Raw genomic sequence first — 18,009 nt, 5'->3', positions numbered from 1 at the left:
GCGCTGAGCTGGAGTCTTCACGCTGCAGCGTCACTGCGGGCGCTGATGCGGGTTCACTCGTACATCCACTCCGACGCCCACACGACTTGCTCACCGTGCGGGGCGATCCGGCGAGCAGCTTTGAGGAGCGCGCCAAGGGATTGGGCGCGGCCGCACAACGTTTGTGTGGGGTTCGGGAGGTCGATGTCTTCCAGCACGTCGCACACATCCTCAGAGGCGACCGCCGGGGCGATGACGTAGAACGCTTCGATCGCGCCGACCACGACGCCCGGCGTCGATGTCGGTTCGATGAACATGGACACGAGCGTTTCCCAGCCACGATCGGCGGCTTCGAACTCAGCGCGTTCGATCTGGGCGAGGGTCGCGTGTCGCCCCGTCTCGGGTTCGATGACGCGCAGCGAGAAGTCATCGTGGCGCATCGCTTCCATGAACCAGGGGTGCGCGGTGATGAGCTGCGCGACCTGCGGGAACGGGTACGAGAAGTCGTTGTGCCACATCCCCCGGATGAGCGGCCGCATCCACGCGGGCACGCTCGGGTTATCCGCGTCGGGGCCAGCATCCATCGACGCTTTCCACGCTGACCACTCGGCGAGCGTCCACTTCTGCAGGTAGGCGTCATCGAGGCCGGCGACGCTCTTCAGCCACTCGAGCGAGCGCTGCAGCTGACGTCTTTTGAACAAATTCATCGGGTTCTCCTTCAGTGATGAGGTGGGCTTTCACGGTGAAGAAGTGCACCCTCGCGCAGTTGATGGAACGGAACGCGGGACGCGGTCCCCCTCGAATGCCAGTGGTGTAAGGAGAAAGTCCGGCGAAATGCAATGCAGCCGGGGTTTCAGCAGTGGAACTGCTGAAGAGGTCGGCAAAGCAGCATGCGCTGGTGGTGATAGCTGTGGCGGTGGTGCAGCAGAGCTGCAGCTTGCTGCGGGTGAAAGCCGGAGGGTTCGCGTGGATGTAAGGGCGAGGATTCACTCACCCCCAACTGCGCGCCGCTCCCCTTCGTAGGGCATGAGCGATACGACGGCGGAGAGTTCCGCACCCCCTGAAACGCGCGAAGTGCAGTGCCCGTTCTGCTACTTCCGAAACACGGTCAACGTCAACGACCCGATCTGTCTCGATTGCGGTCTCGAACTCGGTCGGTTCTTCCCAGAGATGAAACCCGCACCCGAGGCGGCGCCCGAGCCGGTCACCACGGCGTCGGACGCTACTCGCAAGAAACGGAAGGCGAAGTCGAAAGCGGGCGGCCGCAAGACGCCCGACACCGTGGCGGCCGCTGCAGCGGGTGGGGGCGAACCCGGCCCAGCTGAGGCGGTCGTGGTCGTGGCACCCCCAGCGTTCAACGAGCAGGCCGTGGACACTGATCCGATCGCGTTGCTGCTCGGCGGCGCACTAGAGGAACGCGACGAGACGACGCCGGCGGCAGCAGAACTCTCCATTCATCTCCGTGACGCTCCGGCTCTGAAACCTCAGCGATCGAACGCGGATACGCGACCTACGATGTCGCGTCCCCCGAAGCAGGGTGGTGGGCGCCGATCGTCGCGAGCTCCGTGGGTGATCGCGAGCGCGTTCGGGGTGCTGGTCTTGGGTGCGACTGTCGCGACCGGCGTCATCGTGTCCGCACCCAACGCGAGCGCGACGTCGGAGGAGACACCCGAGAAGCCAGCGACACAGATCACTCTGTCGGGGTGGAACGCGACACCCGAGTGGGTGCTCGACGACGACATGGACGCGACCGCCGAGAGCCACGACGGGGCGACACTCATCACCGCGAGCAGCGACACTGCACGCATCATCGACACCGAGACAGGCGACATCGTCGCGACGCAGAAGCTCACCGGCAAGGCGACACCATTCGCGTACTGGGCAGGCGACACCGCGCTCGTGGTCGACGGCGACACCCTCCACCTCTGGACGAGCGACACCAGTAAGCGCGACACGAAGGAGCGCCGCGACACCGCGGCGAAGCAGGACGGCGACACCGCGACATGGTCGTCGGCCGAGTTGGGAGACACGTCGCTCGCGCTGCGCGGCGACATGGTGTTCGCTGTCGCCAAGGTCGGCGCGACATACGATGCGATCAACGCTGACGCGACACGCGACACTGTCGCTGTCCCCACCGAAGGTGCGGTCCCTGTCGCAGCGTCCGGCGACACGATCACGTGGGGCACGAACAAGGGTGTCGCCTACGTCACCGATCGCGACGGCAAAAACAGTCGCGACATCACGCTCGCGGCTCCCAGCGACACGGCGACAGTGTCGCGGTGGATCGGCGGCGACCCGAAGCACGTCTATGTCGTCTGGACGGACGGCGACACCGACACGGTCGCCGTTCACTCGATGAAGACCGGCGACATCATCTCTTCCCACCCCCTCCGAGCTGACCGGGATCAGGCAGCGACATCGACCCGGGACGGGGCGCATGTCGCGTACGCCGGTCTGCTCATCGACGCGACGACAGGTGCCACCACCGAAACCAGTCGCGACATCCAGAGCGCGGTCGGCGACAAGTTCTACGCCACCGATCCCGACGCGCTCGTGAACCCGAAAGGCGGCGCGACTGAACTCACCGGCGACAGCGTGACACCGGTTGCGCTCACCCCTGACGGGAATCTCGTGGTCGATACCGGCGACGCCCTCGCCTCACTGGCGCCCGCGAAGTCGGAAGGTGCGCGCGAGAAGTGATCTTCACCCTGGAGTCGCCCAGCGAGCGCGGTCCCCCGCTCGAGGCAACTCATCCCAACCCACCCCGCACCCGATATGGAGCACCAGTGAAAACCCGAGCATTCATCACCGCGGCCGTCGCCGCCGGCCTCGTCCTCGCCCCGACCGCAGCAATGGCGGACGACACCACCCCCGACACCACCCAGTCCACGGCGCCGCACGCTGAGAAGCCGAAAACCTCCCCGGAGCCGGCCGTCGACGTGACCGCCGACTGCAGCGTCGACGTCCTCGATGCTGACGCTGAGGCCGAAATCGTTCCCGAAGATCTGGCTGGCTCCGCAGCAGCCGACGCCGAGGACGCGCCTCCGATTGTCGACGTCGACTGCGACACCGCCGAAACCCCCGCGCTCGAAGATCCCATCGACCCCGTTGACCCCGTAGACCCGGTCGATCCCGTCGACCCTGTCGACCCGGTTGATCCCGTGGACCCAGTTGACCCCGTGGACCCGGTCGATCCCGTGGACCCAGTCGACCCGCCCGTGGTTCCGGTCGACCCGGGCATCGTCGATCCCGGCGTCGTGCCGGAGCAGCCCATCGACCAGTGGGTGCCGATCGCGGATTGGGTGCAGTCGCCCTACGTGGCCTCGCCCGCGCTGCAGCAGGTCGCGGCGCAGCCGCGCACGCTCGCGACCACGGGCGGCATGCCCGTGAGCGACATCGTGAAGTACAGCATCGCCCTGATCGGTGGTGGTCTCGGCGCGATCTACGCTCGTCAGCGCCTGCGGAAGAAGGCAGCGTCGGCCGCAGCGCCTGAGACGGGGGCTGCAGCATGAGTGATGCCACGTTGAAACCGATCGTGACGCACGCCTGCGGGCACTCGCAGGTGCGGGATCTCTCCGACACCGCGAAGTCGCAGCGTGCCGAGAAGCGTGACTGGTGGGCGACGCAGAAATGCCGCGCCTGCAGCACCGAAGAGTGGAAGCGTTCGCGCCCGATGTCGGCAGAGTTCAAAGCCAAGCTCGAGGCACGCAAACAAGAAGCGTTCGACGATGCCGAACGTCAGGGGCTCTCTCCTCTCCAGGGCACTGACAAGCAGGTCGGGTTCGCGACGGAGGTGCGGTACAAGATCCTCACCGAGCTGTACGACGAGCTCGTGCAGTCGGGGCAGATGACGGAGGACGAGTACGAGGAGAAGGTGGTCGTGCTCGCACGCCGTATCAACCGGGCACGGTTCTGGCTCGATCACAAGGAGTCATCGACCGAGGTACTGCTCGAGGATCTCGAAGATCCCGGCGCGCAGAACATCGGCACCGAGAACCCGTTCTAGGCGACACGACACCGCGACATGCGACACCCGAGGCCCCGGCGACACCGCCGGGGCCTTTCGCGTACCCAGGGGGCGACATCTCGCGACGTCACGCTCAGCGACATCGCCGTCGGTGTCGCTGTTCGATGTCGCGTCTGGCGCGTAGCCTGGGCGCATGTGCGGAAGAGTCATCGTCGACTACGACGAGAACATGGATGTCGCCAACGGCACCGAGCTGAAAGCGTGGATGCTGCAGCGCCCCGAGGGGTACGAGCCATCGTGGAATCTGAAACCGACACAGGGGCTCCCGATCGCGCTGACCTCCGACAAGGACGGCGAGCGACATTTCGACCTCGCGCACTGGGGCATCATCCCGCCGTGGAACAAGGACGGGAAACCGAAGTTCACCTTCAACGCCCGCTCGGAGACACTGCTGGAGAAGCCGACGTTCAAGCCGAGCATGAAAGCGCAACGCTGCGTCGTGCCCGTGTCCGGGTTCTATGAGTGGACGGGTCCGAAGTCCAAGCGCATCCCGCACGCGATCTTCGGGCCGCAGGCCATCCTCCCGATGGCCGGCCTCTACCGGTGGTGGAAATCACCGGAGGAGGAATGGGTTCTGACGGCCACGATCATCACGCGCGCTTCCACCGGCGTCATGGAACCGCTGCACGACCGCATGCCCGTGTTCCTCGCCGACGAGCTAATCACCGATTGGCTCGACCCGGAAACGGTGGGCGACGAGCTGCTGCTCGCAGCCGCCTCCGAGGGCGCAGTCGGGATCTCGGAGCAGCTGCACGAGTGGGAAGTTCGGCCGCTGCGCGGTGACGGGCCTGAACTGATTGAACCGGCAGCGTGAGCAAAATTTACTAGGCACGAAGCACCGTTTCGCATAGGGTCAAGGCACCCCCGCACCTGACCTTGCCGCGGGGGTAGCTCCACGCGGTGTTTGCGGGAGCGCCGGGCCACCCTTTACCCCATTTTGGTGGCCCGGTCCCCCTCACCGGTTAGCTCTGGTCACCGCCCTGCTTCGCGGCGATCTTCTCGACGTCGCTGAGGTGGTATCCCCAGGATGCGAGCGCCTGCAGGTAGCGAGCGTACTCGTCACGCGGGTGGCGCCACGTCTCACGGCTGGTGGTCTCCTCGATGCCGCCAAGGATCACGGCGAGGGTGACGTTCTGTGCACGGTTGGGGTGGTTCACGAGGTACATGGCCATGCCCTCACGGTTGGTGGCTTCGATGCCGAGCATCTTCTTCGCGAGGCTGCTCCCGCGCCCCATCGTTGCGCTGAGTTGCCAGTGACCGTGCGCGATCGCTTCAGCGATGACGAGCGGTGCGTCTTTCGGGAGGATCTTGCGGTTGACGAGTTCGGTGAGCCATTCGCGGCGCACGATCTCGGCTGCATCCCAGTCCTTGTTGTTGGCGATCAGTTCTTTGCGTGCCGACTTCTGCTCGTCCGTCATCGGACCCGACTGTGACTGCTGGGCAGTGGGGGCGTCGATAGTGAAGCCGAGCGCTTCGGGGTCGCTGACGTAGTAGCTCGTGCGGGGTCCCTCGTAGGCGTACTGCACGAACGCCAGCACCCCGTCTTTGCCGCGCAGATCTTCGACGGTGGGACGCTTCCCCGCTTCGGTGCGCAGTTCGTGGAGTGGGTAGCCGTCGTTCGCGTCCGCATACGTCGTGACCGCCTCGAAGCCCGCGTTCTCGGCCGCCTCGACCATCGGAGCGCATGCCTCTCGCTGGTCCCGGCGCTGGCGTTCGCGCTCCAGCGCGTGGCGGAAGTTGAACGGGGACTCGGTCGCAACCTTGGTGAGGTGGTCGACGGCTGCAGGGTCGTCGGCGAATTCGAGCATGTCGGCCGCCTGATCCAGGGTGACGCCCTGGGCGACGATCTCGGTGCCGCGCTCGGCCTTGGCGACGCGCACACCGGTCTTCACGCGGTCACGCTTCGCACCGGTGACGGCGGCGATCTTCGTGTCGCTCATTCCCTCAAACGAAAGTTGCTTCCACGCGACAATGCGTTCCGCTTCGGTGAGCTCCTGGCGCTGATCGTTCTCGATGATCTGATCCACGATGCGCGCCGTCACCGTGGTGGCCGCGTCGACCACAAACACCGGCACCGTGGCCTGCTCTGCCTTACGTGCACCCAAAGTGCGGCGCTGACCCGCCCGAACCAGAACTGCACCGTCTTGGCCCCGGAATCCCGAGATCGGGGTGAGTACGCCGTGCTGGCGGATCGATTCCACGAACTCGTCACTGAGTTTGACCTCACTGCGCACGTTGTCCTCGATGATGAGCAGATTGGGGTCGAGGTACTCGAGGGTGCCCTGTGGTGCGGTTTGGGTCTCGGTCATGGTGTCCTCCTGATCGTCGTTCCCTCCCCCTCATTTCTTTTGCCGGGGAGGCGAGAATCGCCGACAGCGTCACGGAGCTGGAGCGCCAGGTGGAGGAACGGCCCCGCACGGCGCAGCGGTAGCTGCGACGAGCGAGGCCGTGACGGCCGGAGTCATCCGAAGCGCAGCGCAGGATGGCGCCGGCCACCTGGCGTGGAAGCGGAGTGTCGCTACCCTGTCGCTTGCTTCCCGGCAAATGAATGCAGGCGAAGCCTGCTGAGCCGCCCGCGAATGCGGGTGTCCGCTGCTGAGGGCGCGCGCTGGGCGCGCTCTCAGCCCCGTGGCGCCGCCCCGGCGGCACGGGTTACTCGATCCGGTCCCAGCTCAGCAGCATCGCACCCTCGGGGATCTCGCACGCCGCTTTCGCTTCGACCCACGTTGCACGGTCGGGGCCCTCGATGATTTCGCTCTCGTACTGCCCGTGGAGGCGGAGGTGTTTCTCATCGTCGGGTACGGCGCCGGCGTCTCGGTAGATCATGGCGGCTGCTCGCATGAAGCCAGGATACGTCGGGTACACGAAAGGGTGGGTGCGAGCTCATGCTCACACCCACCCTTGTCGCTGTGTTCAGTTGCGATACGCGAAGATGACGGCGTACCCACCTACCCAGGCGGCCAGGACGAGCGCGATCGCAAGGAGTGGGAAGTACCAGATTTGGATGCCCCGGTGTTCGCGCAGCATCGCACCACCAATGAGCACGACGGCCGCGATGAGGAATGGACCGTAGACCAGCATCCACATCAGAGCTTCTGCGAGCTGAGAGGGGATGGTGGACTCGAGGAGCCCGTAGCCCGCGAACCGGCCAATGAATGAGGTGACGAGCACGACGGCGACGAGCGGGATCGTGAGTCCCCAGAACCATACAAGGTCTCCATTCGCACCTTTCGGAGGCGCGTTCGTGGTGTCTGGGGGTGGCATATTCATGAGGAGTGGTGACCTTACTCTGTGGGTGATTCGTGAAGCTGCGTGGTGAGGGGCGATGGCGAGAGGGTGGGTGCGAGCTCGTGCTTGCACCCACCCTGCAGACCGTTCCCCCGGGCTACTACATCGTGATCCCCGGCGCCGGCGGCTGCATCTGATGCATCTGCTGCCGGTTCTGAGCGTGCAGTGCCGCACGGGTGTTCTGTTCCCGCACCTGGTCTTGCGCCCACGAGTCCACGCGGTCGACGAGCTGCTGCACCTCGCCCGGCCCGTACTCCCTCATCTCTCCCCACTTCCAGCCCTCGCGGCGGTCGTGGGTTCCGATGGTGAGTTCCCAACTGTCGGGGAGGCGCTCGATGTCGGATGAGTCGGTACCGACAAACTGCTCTTCGATTGAGATCCGGCGATCGCCGCCCTCGTTGTAGATGACGAAATTGCCCGCACCGAACGCGTCAGGGTCTTCGTACTCGAGCGGGCTGTCGAAGTACTTCTGCGAGATCGCGTTGAGCTGCTGATCGAGGAACTGCATCGCTTCCTCTCGATCCTGGCGTTGGGCCGAGGTTTCGATGGTGAGCTGGACGTCGCTGTGCTCGTCGATACGGGCGATGTAGCCGGCCTCGGTCTTCTGGATCCGCACGGTGAACACCGTGGCGCCCTCGTCGTTCTCGAAGTCGACGCGACCGAAGTCATCGGCGGGGATGTCTGATCCGACCGGCCACGGTTTTGGTTCCAGGCGGTAGCCGGTGTCGTAGGGGTTCAGTGGTGTGGGCAAGATGACCTCCGAGTCACGGTCCCTCTCACCGATCTGCGGCGCAGATGCTCCAGAGCTCGAGGAACCCGAACCGAACTCCCCGCACGCATGCACGCACGAAACCCCGGTCCTGCCCTCTAGAAGTCCTGCCTGGCGCACCCCATCTCGCCGAAAATGACGGGCCGGGCACTCTCCCCGACCTGGAGTAACGCGGATGGCTGCTCCGACGTCACCCAGCCCTGCTGTTTGAAAAGGCGCGCAGCGCCGTCGCTATCGATCGTGCACTCCTAAGTGCGTTGACTCCGCCATACATTGCGCCTACAATATTGATTGAAACAACGACTGGCGCGTCGGGTACATCCCCTCCAGTCAGTCGGACCCCCTGAGTTTTGCTGCGGCCCTCGGGGGTTGTTTCATTTTTGGGCCACAAGTCGCACTGTCTCAAAGCTTCCAGCACGATAGATCGTTGTCTTTTCTCGGAGCGGCTCGAACCACTCGTCATCCTGAAACGCGAGACTCCGGCGCAGCGTTGAAGCGATAATGTCAGGCACCCATAGCAACGGTTCACTCCACGGCGTTCCCGCATGCAAACGAAGATCTCGCGTCTGTTCGGCCGCATTGATCTGTCGCTCTGACCTATGATCGGCGTCTTCCTCTTCACCCTCTCGCCGGCGCTCATAAACAAGAAGCTCTGCACCGTATTGCTCTGCCACAACTCGAGCGAGTGAGAAGAATGAGTACGCTCGAACATCGGCTTTGTCCCCGAAGTGAGTCGGATCTGTGTCGATCGTGCACAGCGAAATTGACCCCTCGTCAGCTAGATACTGCGTGAGCTCGCGCAGCTTCTGCTTCGTGGGTTCGTCATTGAACGCTTTAGTCGTATGCCAGTAGTCGCCCTCGACAATGTCGAGCAGGTCGTCACGCAAATCATCAAGGGCATCAAAATCAACAACAACGGCACCGAAGATATAAAACGGATCGCCACGGCCATCCATTCTGAAGGCTTCATCTACATATGCGACTCGCGACGGCTCACGGTCGTACAGCCTTGCCAGTCTCTGGTCTTTGTGGTCGAACGGCACAATTCACCTTACCTGTGAGGTGCAGTCGGCGACCGATCATTCCACGTCGGGGGCGACTGATCACGCGTTCACATAACGGTCGTTTCATGAACACCCCGCCAGCAAGTGCAATTCCAGCGCATATTCCCCCACGGAGCGTTCATCATCCCGTTCATTTACTGATATTATTCACATACTGCGATAAGCACGTTTTGCGAACAAAGGAATGTACAGATGGCGCTCATCGGCTTGGTCCGAGTCTCGACCGACAAGCAGAACACTCGCAGACAGCACGACGCACTCGACCCGATCTGCTGGCGTGTGTTCGAAGAAAAGGTATCCGGCAAGCTCGCCACCGTCGACCGCCCCGAGCTCCAGGCAGCGCTCAACGAGCTTCGCACTGGGGAAGACATGCTGTGCGTGCAAGAAGTCGACCGCCTGGGCCGCAACCTGCTCGAGGGGCTCATCGTCCTCAATGACCTCTTCACTCGTGGGGTCGCGGTGAAGGTGCTCGAGGGGATCGCCGCCGGCGAGCACGCTGAACGGTCGCTCATATTGGACCTCGCCCTTGCCCTCGCCGAAGACCGGCGCCGCGACATCGTGGCAAAGACACGCAACGGACTCGAAGCCGCGCGCCGCGCTGGGCGCGTTGGTGGGCGTCCGACCGTCATCGACGACGACAAACGCGCAGCGATTCACGCCCGACGTGCGCGCGGTGAATCGATCCGAACGATTGCCACCGGCATCGGGGTATCCATCGGCGTCGTCCACAAAACCCTGACAGAGTCACAGTCCGACGAACCCTAACGCTTAAGAATCACTCGACTACGCCACGGTGATCGTGCTCGCCATGTGATGCCGCAAGCCCGAAGCGCGCTCGGGTTCGCTCCACGAGTTCGGTCGAACTGATTTTGCCCTGGACGTACAGCTCAGCGTCATCCCGAGTCTCGGCATCGACTAATGCGCCGGCCATCTCCATGCTATGAATCGCTTCCTGCATCACGCGGCGCCGCTTGACCAGCTCCGCTGGCGATCCGTTACGACGCACTGCCGAATCCCTTGAATTCTCGCCATGAGGGCTCATCGAGGTAGATCGAGCTCTGGTTCTGCCAGCTCCCCGGAACAAGCAGACCCTTGGGCCACTCTTCAGGAGTGAGATCTTCAGTCGCCACGTCGAGCTGAAATCGCGTGTTCTCTTGCGAATAGTAAGTGCCGGGTGGCGCATCACGAAGAAAAAGCCGGAACCGCTTCTGTAGGGGTCGCGCGTCAGGGTCCATCCTGCGACGCCTATCTCGCTTGGGGTATCGGTCCCACACCTCGACCAGGAATCCCGCTTCGGCAAGCTTTTGCTTCGCTGAGACCCATGCTCTCTCGCCGATGCCCAATTCGGCCCGCGCTTTGGACTGGGTGATCTCTTCGCCAGATTCGCGTGAAATCGCGTACAGAAGAATCGAGAGTGGTCGCCCCGCTATGCGGTGATCTTCTGCCCACCAACCACGGAAAGGATAGATCCCCAAGGCAGTGCCCCCTTTGAATCAGATTTGGTCATCATTCGTCCGACCCAACTGCCGGGTCACCTCTCTTACGAGACATCCAGCGGACTGAGGCCGGCCTCACGTTTCCACCGCTGAACCGTGTTCGTGGATAGGCGCGCGTCAGATGCAACGGATCGCACGGATCCACCGGCACGAAGTGCAGCGATGACCGCGGACTTGCGGGCAGAGCTTGCCCGTGCGGTGCGACGGACCTGCTGAGCCTGCATTGGTGGCGCGATGCGCCGCCGCCCAGCACCCTCAGGGACAACGTACGTCGCGGCCGCAGCAGTTACGGCACCGCTCCCAGGAAAGATGTCGGTCAGGTCGTCGACGGCGGGGTCGTAGCCGAGCATCGTCAGCACCCAATGCGTCCAGGCTTCAGGCTTCCGTCCCGAGAACCCTCCAGGGGTGATGCCTGCCGTGAGCACGTTATCCACCATCGGCCCGGACCCATGAGCTCGTCGCTCATCGGGCACGCGCACGAGCACGGGCTCCCAGAGTGATCGAACGCGAGATCCCGACGGGATTGCATTCCCGCGAGTCCAACTTGCCACCTGTGCAGCGCTTGTAGCCACGCGCAGGTAAGTGCCGAGAGAGTCTGGCGCCATCGCAATAGCCCAGCCGTCATATTCAGATTCCAACCGACTGACGAGCTGCTCGTGCGTTTCGGGCTCATCCCACACTGACGCGTTGGGATGCTCATCGGCGCGGCCAAGCCCTCCTGAATGCCCCCGGCCATCTCCATACCAACGTCTCGCCCGACCCAAGTACGGCGGATCTGCGATAGCGAACCTCATGAGAAAAATGTAGCGAAATCGCTACGACTCATTTGTTGGTCGTGAACTTGTCGACACCGCTCGCGCGAAGATCCGCTGCCAGGTTGCGGCCCGCTGCGTAAGCTCATTTCCCACCGACCAGACCGCCTGCGCACGGCGCTGTTCAGGCGTATTCACTATCGGATTACCAGACGAATCGTGGTCCATCCGCGCCACGAGGTCAGAGATGTCCAGCCGCTCGACCATCGCCATCACCTCCGACGCAACCCGCAAGGCATCTTCACCACCAACGGCGGCGAGCCGTTCCGCGATGTACCGTTCCGCGATCTCGTCGGCGAACGGTTCACGGTCGAAAGTGGCACGCAGCTCGTCTTCGATTCGCTCCACCATGCCCTGGTGATCCTGGCTCACGTTTTCAGTCATGTTCTCGTTGTCCTCGTTCGTTGCTATTCAGCGTTCGTAGATGTCGCGGCGGTGTCCGGCTCGCACGACGGTGACGATGAGCTCGGTGTCGTAGACGTCGTAGATCACGCGGTACTCGCCGATACGGATCCGCCAGGCTGTCTGCTCACCCGTGAGTTTCTTGACGCCGTGCGGCCGGGGGTCTGCGCCCAGGCCGGTGATGGCTTCCAGGATGCGGTCTCGCGCCGGCTTGGGGAGCTTCTTGATCTGCCTGGCTGCGGCCGTGGTGAATTCGACGCGGTAGGTCACGACGCGAGCTCAGCGCGCAGCTCACTCAGCGATACGCGCTCGCCATCATCCTCTGCCTTTGCGTCACGGTATGCGGCGACGTCCTGTGCCATCTCGAACGCTTCGAGCGCTTCGAGATCTGCCACGCTGACCACCACGGCAGCGAGTTTCCCGTTTCGGGTCACGCCGATACGCTCCCCCGCGTACATTGCGCGTCCGAGGACGTCGGAGAGCTGGTTGCGCAGTTCTCGCGTGGACACTTCATTCGATACGGTAGCCATGTGTCAATGGTAGCAGCTTTGCAAACTGTGTACACACATAGTTTCTAGTGAAGCGCGACTTGGGCCTCGAGCATGGGGATTACCACCAGGAAGACCAATCCACTCGCGGCCGCCGAAACACCAAACGAGAGCATCAGACGCAGGTGGATCATGATTAGCCTCGTACGGGCAACCGCAGCAGCCTCATCCGCAGTGGCTTCATCGAGCGTGGCAGTACGGAGAATGCGCAAGACGCTAAAGCAGGTGATTGCGAGCGCTACCAGGAAGACCCACGGGAGCAGGAGCCAATAGTTGCCTTCCAGCACGCCTTGTACTGCTCCGATCCCGGTCACAATGATCGCGCCTGACATGGCGAGGTAAATAGTCCATTGTGGAACCCGTCCAGGCAGCCTTCGCATTCTCATGATTGAGACGATTGCCGGCGTCATGCAGGCGATGAGGATCAACCCGCTGATGGTCGTGAACGTCATTTCGAATCCTTTGTGTGTGCGGTCTTGCAGATATTGAGGGAAGCACCCCGTCGGGTCAGAACAGTGGCATCGTGCTCACAAACACAAGGGCACTCAGGAGGCTCCAGAGTACGAACAAAACAATCGAAACTATGAGCACTCCGGGCATTAGTTCCGCGAAGATCTCTTTCACTTCGTCATCTCGACACGTCGCTGACAAGCAGACATAAATTATGAAGATGCCGACAACGAGCACAATCGTGCCGACCAGTAGGCCCGTACCGTAAGACCACATGAAAATTCTCCTTCATTCTTGATTTGGTGAGTGAGCGCTCGTTCGGCGCGGTCACCTTAAATTGGCAATGCCGATGGGACTTTCACCGCGACGGGATCAGGGATGAGTGCCTGAACGATGATGACCAATGCGAGAACTGCAAGGGCCGCTAATGCGAGAACCCATCCGGCTGCTTGAAGATTCGTCCCGCTCTGGCCAGGCGTCATGACGCCGATAACGAGAGTCACCCCGCCAACGAGGGCCGAAACCGCGAGGACCACCAATGTGATGTCGGTCCCGTTCAGGGTAGAAATCATTGTCACTTCAATTCCGTTCTGGTGAGTTCTGGTTACGAGCACTGACTCCAGAGCCCGAGGGCGTCTGTGCGTGCCTCCGCTTCGGCCTCCTGGTACTCGGCTTGCCCGAGGTAGGGAGTGTCATAGGTGTACTCGTGTGCCGCACCGGATTCGATGAGCGTGAGCGCGGCGTTCTGCCCATCGATGGTGACGTGGCGCAGGAGCCGTCCGTATCGGTCGGTGTCGCCCTGCGAGGGGTCTGTGGTGAGTTCGACGGTGCGGCCGTAGAGCATGGTGTCGAGTTCTGTGCGGGCTTCCTGGGCGTAGCATTCGTCGTTGCCGCCTGATCGGTTGATCTCGGGCGTATCGAGGCCGATGAGGCGTACACGCGATTCCCCTTGGTCGGTGCGGATGTCGATGGTGTCGCCGTCGACGACGGCGATGACCTCCCCGAGTTCCGTTGCGGCGTCGCTGGCAGGCGCGGGGGTACCCGTGCAGCTCTGGAATGTCGTGACGGTGGCGATGCTGAGTGCGAGCGTCGCGATCGCTCGAAGCGCTGCCCGGGTCACAGTTGACCCTTTTTGCGAGCGAGCCGTCGAAGTGAGGCGCGGAGCAGTGCAGCGCGCAATCGCAGGGTCCACGGGATGCGGTAACCCACGCCCACTTCTGGGGTGAGGATGGTGCGACGGCTGCCGTCAGGGAGCATCTGCACGATCGTGCCACCGACCAGGTGCACGTCGATTCCGAACGGCTCAGGGTAGGGCGTGATATCCACCACAAGCTCTTCATACTCGGCAGGAGCCCGGGCAATGAGGTCGTCCACGGATAACGGGTTGCTGGGGTATTCGGGGTTCATGGTGTCTTTGTGCCACATGGTCTGGGATTATCGTGCGCGGAGTCCGGCGATCTTGTCGGGCCGAAACCCCGACCAGTGCGTGTCGTCGTCCACGAACACGACTGGTGCCTGCTGGTACTTCAAGTGCTCGATCGCGCCGTACGCGCTCGCATCCGCTGCCAGGTCAACGACGTCATACGTGACTCCATTCTTGTCGAGTTCCCGGTACGTCATGGTGCACTGCACACAGCCGGGGCGGCTGTAGACGGTGACGGTGATCTTGCTCATGATGAACCTCCTGCTTACTAGATGCGCCAGCCCGCGCTGTTCCAATCCCTCCCTCACGTTTTTTTGCCGTGAAGGCACGTATGTGCCTGCAGGGCGCGGAGTTCGGAGGGGGTACGCAGCGTCGCTCCCGCGTGGCGCAGACACGCGAGAGCGATGCGACAAGCTCGGCCGCGCAGCGGGTGAGCGACCGTGCCCGTGGAGAGCGCAGCGGCCGTACGCTGCCGAAGGCTTCACGGCAAGAAAACGGGGCGAAGCCCCCACAAATAGAGGCCGGCTTTGCCGGCGTCGACCAGGAGTGGCCGGCACGGCCACTCACTCCCCCGCGCAGCGGACGGCGCGCGGAGCGCGCGCGAACTGGCGCATTGTCGGAAGCGGGGCGCATACTGGTTCATCGAACATATGTTCGAGTATTGGGAGGCGAAATGCGAGTCGAAAGGGTCTGGGCACTCACCCGCGACGCTGCGCCCGCGCTCGTTCCGATGGCGGTGATCGAGGCCGCGTGCGGGTTCCCCTCCCCCGCCCAGGACTACGAAACGAACGAGATCGACCTCAATGAGCACCTAATGCCCAACCGCGTGGCCACGTACCTGATCCGCGCGCGAGGAAACAGCATGACACGGGCCCGGATCTTCGACGGCGACCTCCTCATTGTCGACCGCTCGATCATTCCCGACGACGGCCACGTCGTCGTCGCGGTCCTCGACGGCGAGATGACCGTGAAACGTCTGCGTCGCACCGCGGCCGGCGCGACGCTCGCGGCCGAAAACCGCGACCACCCCGACATCGTGGTCCCCGAACTCTCCGAGCTCCACATCTGGGGCGTGGTCTCCAAGGCGGTGCATGATGTCCTCCGGGGGTGAACGGTGGATCGCTCTCGTGGACTGCGAATCGTTCTACGCGAGCTGCGAGCGGGTGTTCGACCCCGCACTGTACGGGCGGCCCGTCGTGGTGCTCTCCAATAACGACGGGTGCGTGGTCGCGATGTCGCGCGAAGCGAAGGCGCTGCAGGTGGAGATGGGAGCGCCGTGGTTCAAGATCAAAGAATGGGCAGCGACCGCCGGCGTCATCGCACGCTCCAGCAATTACGAGTTGTACGGGTCAATGTCGGAGCGCGTGATGACGCTGATCGGGCATTATTCCGCATGGCAAGAGGTGTATTCGATCGATGAATCGTTCATCGAACTCCGGGGCAGCGTGGAGGCCGTCACCGAAATCGGGCATCAGATCCGCGCCGAAGTACTGCGCTGCACCGGCATCCCCGTCAGGGTCGGCATCGGAAAGTCGAAGACGCAGGCGAAGCTCGCCTCCCGCGGGGCGAAGGCCGACTTGTCATTGGGTGGTGTCTGCCACCTTGGCGCTTACGATTCCGACTGGTTAGACCGCATCATGGCCGGCACTCAAACCACCGACCTCTGGGGCATTGCCGGTCGTACCGGGAAGCGTCTGGCCGGGATGAGCATCTTCACCGCGAAAGATCTCCGCGACGCAGACGCGAAGTGGATCAGGAAGAAGTTCTCCGTGGTGATGGAGCGCACCGTGTACGAACTTCGCGGCATCCCGTGCATCCCGCTCGAGGAGCAGCCGCCGAACAAGGAGCAGCTGATCTTCTCCCGCTCGTTCTCAGCCCCTGTGTCGACGCGCGAGGGGATGCAGCAGGTGTTCTCGATCTACGCACAACGCGCGAGCAGTCGGCTCCGAGAGCGCGGCCTGGTGACGGGCATCGTATCGGCGTGGGCGTCGACGAGTCGATTTCGTGAGGGTGAATTCCATACGGCTCACATTGCAGTCGGGATGCCGACTGAGACTGATGACCCCGTGGGCATCGCGAAAGCTGCGTTTACGGCGCTCCCCCGCATCCGACCGGGCTCGGACTACGTACGTGCCGGCGTCGTACTCACCGGACTCCGCAAGAAGCTCGACGTCGCACCGCTGGCCCTCTTTGAACCCGAGTACGAGGGTCGGCGGATTGGTGAAACCCTCGACTTAATCACGCAGAAACTCGGCCCTCGCGCAATTGGCATCGGCCGCGGCGGGATGCAAGGTGCGCCTGTGTGGACGATGAAGCGCGAGATGCTGTCACGCCGCGCAACGACTCATTGGTCCGAACTCTGCGAAGCAAGGGCCTAGGTCACACTGCGGGACGGCCTCTCCGCAGGTTCTGCTCCCTGGGCGCGAGTTCTTTGCCGTCGTTGTATTTCGCTTCGACTTCCTTGATCGCGGCTTCAAGCGCCATCGAACAGAACTGTTCAAATGTGGAGACATCTTCAAAGTAGGCGACCTCTTTGAACGCGGCTCGAGCGCGGCCCTTCAGATTGGCGCTCACTTTCACACCAAGCTGAACTTTCTTATCCCCAGTAGCTTCAAAGGGAGTTTCGGAGGTCCTGTTGCGCTGTCTTGAGGCGTTGACGTCGATTCCAGGGTCCACCGTCGGATTGCTCAGCGCCGAGCTGGCCTCCGAAGGCTCTGCATCTGTGCCCCTTTCCTCGACCACGGGTTCCGTCGTTCCAAGGGGCGCCAGGTTGGCACGTCGACGGGTGCGAGGCATAAGGCCAGGAATCTGCCGGTCGGTATCCATCTTTAAGCCACCATTTCCTCACGTGCATTCAGACGATTCAGCATTTCTACGGCGAGTGCATGGAGGTCGTCAGCGACGTTCGATGCTGTCCGCGTCACCCGTTCCTCCGCATCAGCATCTCCCCTACGAAGCTGCCACCAAGCAGGCTGCGACTGAGCGTACTCATCCAGCTCGTGCGCAAGTTTCCCGAAGCGTCGCGATTGTTGGGCGACTGAGTTTGAGTGACGGATAGCCGTTTCAAACAGGAGCTCATCGTTTCCCACGATGTCCACCACCATCTTCCGCGCTTCGGCCTCAACCCTCGTTTCAGCCTTCGCAATAGCGAAGAGTGCGATCCCAAGAATCTCTACAGACGGATTGACTTGTACCACTTCACTGAGTCGATCAGCGAGTTCGGAAAGCCCTCGTCCGGTCCCTTCGTCAGGGCGGCAGGGAGCGATAACCCACCGCGCTGCACCCATCGCAGCCGACTGCAGGGACTCGTTACCTGGTGGACAGTCGACCATGATGACGTCGTACTCTTCAGCGATGGGCGTAAGCACTCGCGCCAATGCGTCACGCATGTCAAACCCTCGGCGAGGTACAGCGAGCGCAGCCGCAGCGCCGTGCAGTTCTGATCCGCCCACGATCACGTCCAAGTTCTCACGGACTTCTTTCACGATCTGAACGCTGTCAGTAAGCCCCTGAAGTGCGGCGGAGAGGCTTCGGCCAGAATCATCTCGGTCAGTGTCCGCGTAGCCCAGATCGAGGCCAACGTTCCCCTGCGGGTCGATGTCTACGACAAGAACGCGTTGCCCGCTCCTTGCGAGGATGCCGCCCATATTGGTGCAGAGAGTCGTTTTCCCGACTCCCCCCTTACCGTTAATGAACACAATCACCCGGTCTAACGCTTCTCGGTCAACCTGAATCGAAGCCACGACATACC

At 62.8% G+C, this 18,009-nt stretch carries 24 protein-coding genes; 7 read left to right on the top strand and 17 right to left on the bottom strand.

Annotation, left to right across the window (positions count from 1 at the left end):
• Positions 1-53: 53 nt before the first annotated feature.
• Positions 54-686: a hypothetical protein gene (locus CH42_RS14590; protein ID WP_053353938.1), complete on the bottom strand. Its 633-nt coding sequence runs from the start codon at positions 684-686 to the stop codon at positions 54-56.
• Positions 687-1,005: 319 nt separating this feature from the next.
• Between CH42_RS14590 and CH42_RS14585 the strand changes: the two genes are divergently transcribed.
• The 4 genes from CH42_RS14585 (at position 1,006) to CH42_RS14570 (ending at position 4,820) form a co-directional block, all read left to right on the top strand.
• A complete protein-coding gene (locus CH42_RS14585) occupies positions 1,006-2,679 on the top strand; it encodes a hypothetical protein (RefSeq protein WP_156322600.1) in 1,674 nt (557 codons plus the stop codon).
• An 86-nt stretch (positions 2,680-2,765) separates the two neighbouring features.
• The gene (locus tag CH42_RS16735) at positions 2,766-3,491 is read left to right on the top strand and encodes a hypothetical protein (protein WP_053353936.1); all 726 of its coding nucleotides are present in this window, start codon (positions 2,766-2,768) and stop codon (positions 3,489-3,491) included.
• Positions 3,488-3,985 carry a hypothetical protein gene (locus CH42_RS14575; protein WP_053353935.1) on the top strand — a complete coding sequence of 166 codons (498 nt, stop codon included), beginning with the start codon at positions 3,488-3,490 and terminating at the stop codon, positions 3,983-3,985. Before CH42_RS16735 ends, CH42_RS14575 begins: the two co-directional genes overlap by 4 nt.
• Positions 3,986-4,139: 154 nt before the next feature.
• Positions 4,140-4,820, top strand: a complete 681-nt coding sequence (locus CH42_RS14570) for an SOS response-associated peptidase (protein WP_053353934.1) — start codon at positions 4,140-4,142, stop codon at positions 4,818-4,820.
• A gap of 148 nt (positions 4,821-4,968) precedes the next feature.
• Here the strand turns inward: CH42_RS14570 and CH42_RS14565 are convergent, their stop codons facing one another.
• The 5 genes from CH42_RS14565 to CH42_RS14545 form a co-directional block, all read right to left on the bottom strand.
• Positions 4,969-6,315, bottom strand: coding sequence for a ParB/RepB/Spo0J family partition protein (locus CH42_RS14565; RefSeq protein ID WP_053353933.1), 1,347 nt, complete (start codon positions 6,313-6,315; stop codon positions 4,969-4,971).
• 343 nt (positions 6,316-6,658) lie between these two features.
• Positions 6,659-6,847, bottom strand: a complete 189-nt coding sequence (locus tag CH42_RS14560) for a hypothetical protein (protein WP_075205417.1) — start codon at positions 6,845-6,847, stop codon at positions 6,659-6,661.
• 72 nt (positions 6,848-6,919) lie between these two features.
• A complete protein-coding gene (locus tag CH42_RS14555) occupies positions 6,920-7,276 on the bottom strand; it encodes a hypothetical protein (RefSeq protein ID WP_053353931.1) in 357 nt (118 codons plus the stop codon).
• A gap of 118 nt (positions 7,277-7,394) precedes the next feature.
• The gene (locus CH42_RS14550) at positions 7,395-8,045 is read right to left on the bottom strand and encodes a hypothetical protein (RefSeq protein ID WP_075205416.1); all 651 of its coding nucleotides are present in this window, start codon (positions 8,043-8,045) and stop codon (positions 7,395-7,397) included.
• A gap of 392 nt (positions 8,046-8,437) precedes the next feature.
• Entirely contained in the window at positions 8,438-9,106 is a 669-nt protein-coding gene (locus tag CH42_RS14545) for a hypothetical protein (RefSeq protein WP_156322599.1), read from the bottom strand.
• A 213-nt stretch (positions 9,107-9,319) separates the two neighbouring features.
• On the opposite strand from CH42_RS14545, the gene CH42_RS14540 reads away from it, so the two are divergent.
• Complete coding sequence (locus CH42_RS14540; protein ID WP_053353928.1) at positions 9,320-9,892, top strand: recombinase family protein; 573 nt, start codon at positions 9,320-9,322, stop codon at positions 9,890-9,892.
• Positions 9,893-9,902: 10 nt separating this feature from the next.
• Here the strand turns inward: CH42_RS14540 and CH42_RS14535 are convergent, their stop codons facing one another.
• The 9 genes from CH42_RS14535 to nrdH all read right to left on the bottom strand — a co-directional run bounded on the left by CH42_RS14535 (position 9,903) and on the right by nrdH (position 14,500).
• Positions 9,903-10,133 carry an antitoxin VbhA family protein gene (locus CH42_RS14535; protein WP_204374556.1) on the bottom strand — a complete coding sequence of 77 codons (231 nt, stop codon included), beginning with the start codon at positions 10,131-10,133 and terminating at the stop codon, positions 9,903-9,905.
• A gap of 534 nt (positions 10,134-10,667) precedes the next feature.
• Positions 10,668-11,060: a hypothetical protein gene (locus tag CH42_RS16730; RefSeq protein WP_053353925.1), complete on the bottom strand. Its 393-nt coding sequence runs from the start codon at positions 11,058-11,060 to the stop codon at positions 10,668-10,670.
• A 378-nt stretch (positions 11,061-11,438) separates the two neighbouring features.
• Positions 11,439-11,819 carry a hypothetical protein gene (locus tag CH42_RS14520; protein WP_053353924.1) on the bottom strand — a complete coding sequence of 127 codons (381 nt, stop codon included), beginning with the start codon at positions 11,817-11,819 and terminating at the stop codon, positions 11,439-11,441.
• A gap of 27 nt (positions 11,820-11,846) precedes the next feature.
• Positions 11,847-12,107, bottom strand: coding sequence for a type II toxin-antitoxin system RelE family toxin (locus CH42_RS14515; RefSeq protein WP_053353923.1), 261 nt, complete (start codon positions 12,105-12,107; stop codon positions 11,847-11,849).
• Positions 12,104-12,367: a type II toxin-antitoxin system Phd/YefM family antitoxin gene (locus tag CH42_RS14510; RefSeq protein ID WP_053353922.1), complete on the bottom strand. Its 264-nt coding sequence runs from the start codon at positions 12,365-12,367 to the stop codon at positions 12,104-12,106. Before CH42_RS14510 ends, CH42_RS14515 begins: the two co-directional genes overlap by 4 nt.
• 44 nt (positions 12,368-12,411) lie before the next feature.
• Complete coding sequence (locus CH42_RS14505; RefSeq protein ID WP_053353921.1) at positions 12,412-12,837, bottom strand: hypothetical protein; 426 nt, start codon at positions 12,835-12,837, stop codon at positions 12,412-12,414.
• A 602-nt stretch (positions 12,838-13,439) separates the two neighbouring features.
• Positions 13,440-13,955: a thermonuclease family protein gene (locus tag CH42_RS14490; RefSeq protein ID WP_053353918.1), complete on the bottom strand. Its 516-nt coding sequence runs from the start codon at positions 13,953-13,955 to the stop codon at positions 13,440-13,442.
• Complete coding sequence (locus tag CH42_RS16445; protein WP_053353917.1) at positions 13,952-14,260, bottom strand: hypothetical protein; 309 nt, start codon at positions 14,258-14,260, stop codon at positions 13,952-13,954. The genes CH42_RS14490 and CH42_RS16445 overlap by 4 nt, the downstream gene beginning before the upstream one ends.
• A 9-nt stretch (positions 14,261-14,269) precedes the next feature.
• Positions 14,270-14,500, bottom strand: coding sequence for a glutaredoxin-like protein NrdH (nrdH, locus tag CH42_RS14480; protein ID WP_053353956.1), 231 nt, complete (start codon positions 14,498-14,500; stop codon positions 14,270-14,272).
• A gap of 488 nt (positions 14,501-14,988) precedes the next feature.
• On the opposite strand from nrdH, the gene CH42_RS14475 reads away from it, so the two are divergent.
• Both CH42_RS14475 and CH42_RS14470 read left to right on the top strand, forming a co-directional pair.
• The gene (locus tag CH42_RS14475) at positions 14,989-15,369 is read left to right on the top strand and encodes a LexA family protein (RefSeq protein ID WP_239684073.1); all 381 of its coding nucleotides are present in this window, start codon (positions 14,989-14,991) and stop codon (positions 15,367-15,369) included.
• A complete protein-coding gene (locus CH42_RS14470; protein WP_239684072.1) occupies positions 15,350-16,636 on the top strand; it encodes a Y-family DNA polymerase in 1,287 nt (428 codons plus the stop codon). The genes CH42_RS14475 and CH42_RS14470 overlap by 20 nt, the downstream gene beginning before the upstream one ends.
• Position 16,637: 1 nt before the next feature.
• Here the strand turns inward: CH42_RS14470 and CH42_RS16440 are convergent, their stop codons facing one another.
• On the bottom strand, positions 16,638-17,084 hold the full coding sequence (locus CH42_RS16440; RefSeq protein WP_156322598.1) for a hypothetical protein: 447 nt from the start codon (positions 17,082-17,084) through the stop codon (positions 16,638-16,640).
• 2 nt (positions 17,085-17,086) lie between these two features.
• Entirely contained in the window at positions 17,087-18,001 is a 915-nt protein-coding gene (locus CH42_RS14460) for a ParA family protein (RefSeq protein WP_162231098.1), read from the bottom strand.
• Positions 18,002-18,009 lie beyond the last annotated feature (8 nt).

This window comes from Leucobacter musarum subsp. musarum (assembly GCF_001273845.1).
Lineage (GTDB): Bacteria > Actinomycetota > Actinomycetes > Actinomycetales > Microbacteriaceae > Leucobacter > Leucobacter musarum.
Note: the sequence above shows the minus strand (reverse complement) of the source record. Positions and strands in the feature narration are given on the sequence as shown.

Coding starts and splice junctions, on each gene's coding strand:
- CH42_RS14470 (WP_239684072.1), top strand. CDS start 15,350: ATGATGTCCTCCGGGGGTGAACGGTGGATCGCTCTCGTGGACTGCGAA.
- CH42_RS14555 (WP_053353931.1), bottom strand. CDS start 7,276: ATGAATATGCCACCCCCAGACACCACGAACGCGCCTCCGAAAGGTGCG.
- CH42_RS14590 (WP_053353938.1), bottom strand. CDS start 686: ATGAATTTGTTCAAAAGACGTCAGCTGCAGCGCTCGCTCGAGTGGCTG.
- CH42_RS14560 (WP_075205417.1), bottom strand. CDS start 6,847: ATGCGAGCAGCCGCCATGATCTACCGAGACGCCGGCGCCGTACCCGAC.
- CH42_RS16730 (WP_053353925.1), bottom strand. CDS start 11,060: ATGGTGGATAACGTGCTCACGGCAGGCATCACCCCTGGAGGGTTCTCG.
- CH42_RS16445 (WP_053353917.1), bottom strand. CDS start 14,260: ATGTGGCACAAAGACACCATGAACCCCGAATACCCCAGCAACCCGTTA.
- CH42_RS14510 (WP_053353922.1), bottom strand. CDS start 12,367: ATGGCTACCGTATCGAATGAAGTGTCCACGCGAGAACTGCGCAACCAG.
- CH42_RS14505 (WP_053353921.1), bottom strand. CDS start 12,837: ATGACGTTCACGACCATCAGCGGGTTGATCCTCATCGCCTGCATGACG.
- CH42_RS14575 (WP_053353935.1), top strand. CDS start 3,488: ATGAGTGATGCCACGTTGAAACCGATCGTGACGCACGCCTGCGGGCAC.
- CH42_RS14570 (WP_053353934.1), top strand. CDS start 4,140: ATGTGCGGAAGAGTCATCGTCGACTACGACGAGAACATGGATGTCGCC.
- CH42_RS14520 (WP_053353924.1), bottom strand. CDS start 11,819: ATGACTGAAAACGTGAGCCAGGATCACCAGGGCATGGTGGAGCGAATC.
- CH42_RS16440 (WP_156322598.1), bottom strand. CDS start 17,084: ATGGATACCGACCGGCAGATTCCTGGCCTTATGCCTCGCACCCGTCGA.
- CH42_RS14475 (WP_239684073.1), top strand. CDS start 14,989: ATGGCGGTGATCGAGGCCGCGTGCGGGTTCCCCTCCCCCGCCCAGGAC.
- CH42_RS14585 (WP_156322600.1), top strand. CDS start 1,006: ATGAGCGATACGACGGCGGAGAGTTCCGCACCCCCTGAAACGCGCGAA.
- CH42_RS14540 (WP_053353928.1), top strand. CDS start 9,320: ATGGCGCTCATCGGCTTGGTCCGAGTCTCGACCGACAAGCAGAACACT.
- CH42_RS14565 (WP_053353933.1), bottom strand. CDS start 6,315: ATGACCGAGACCCAAACCGCACCACAGGGCACCCTCGAGTACCTCGAC.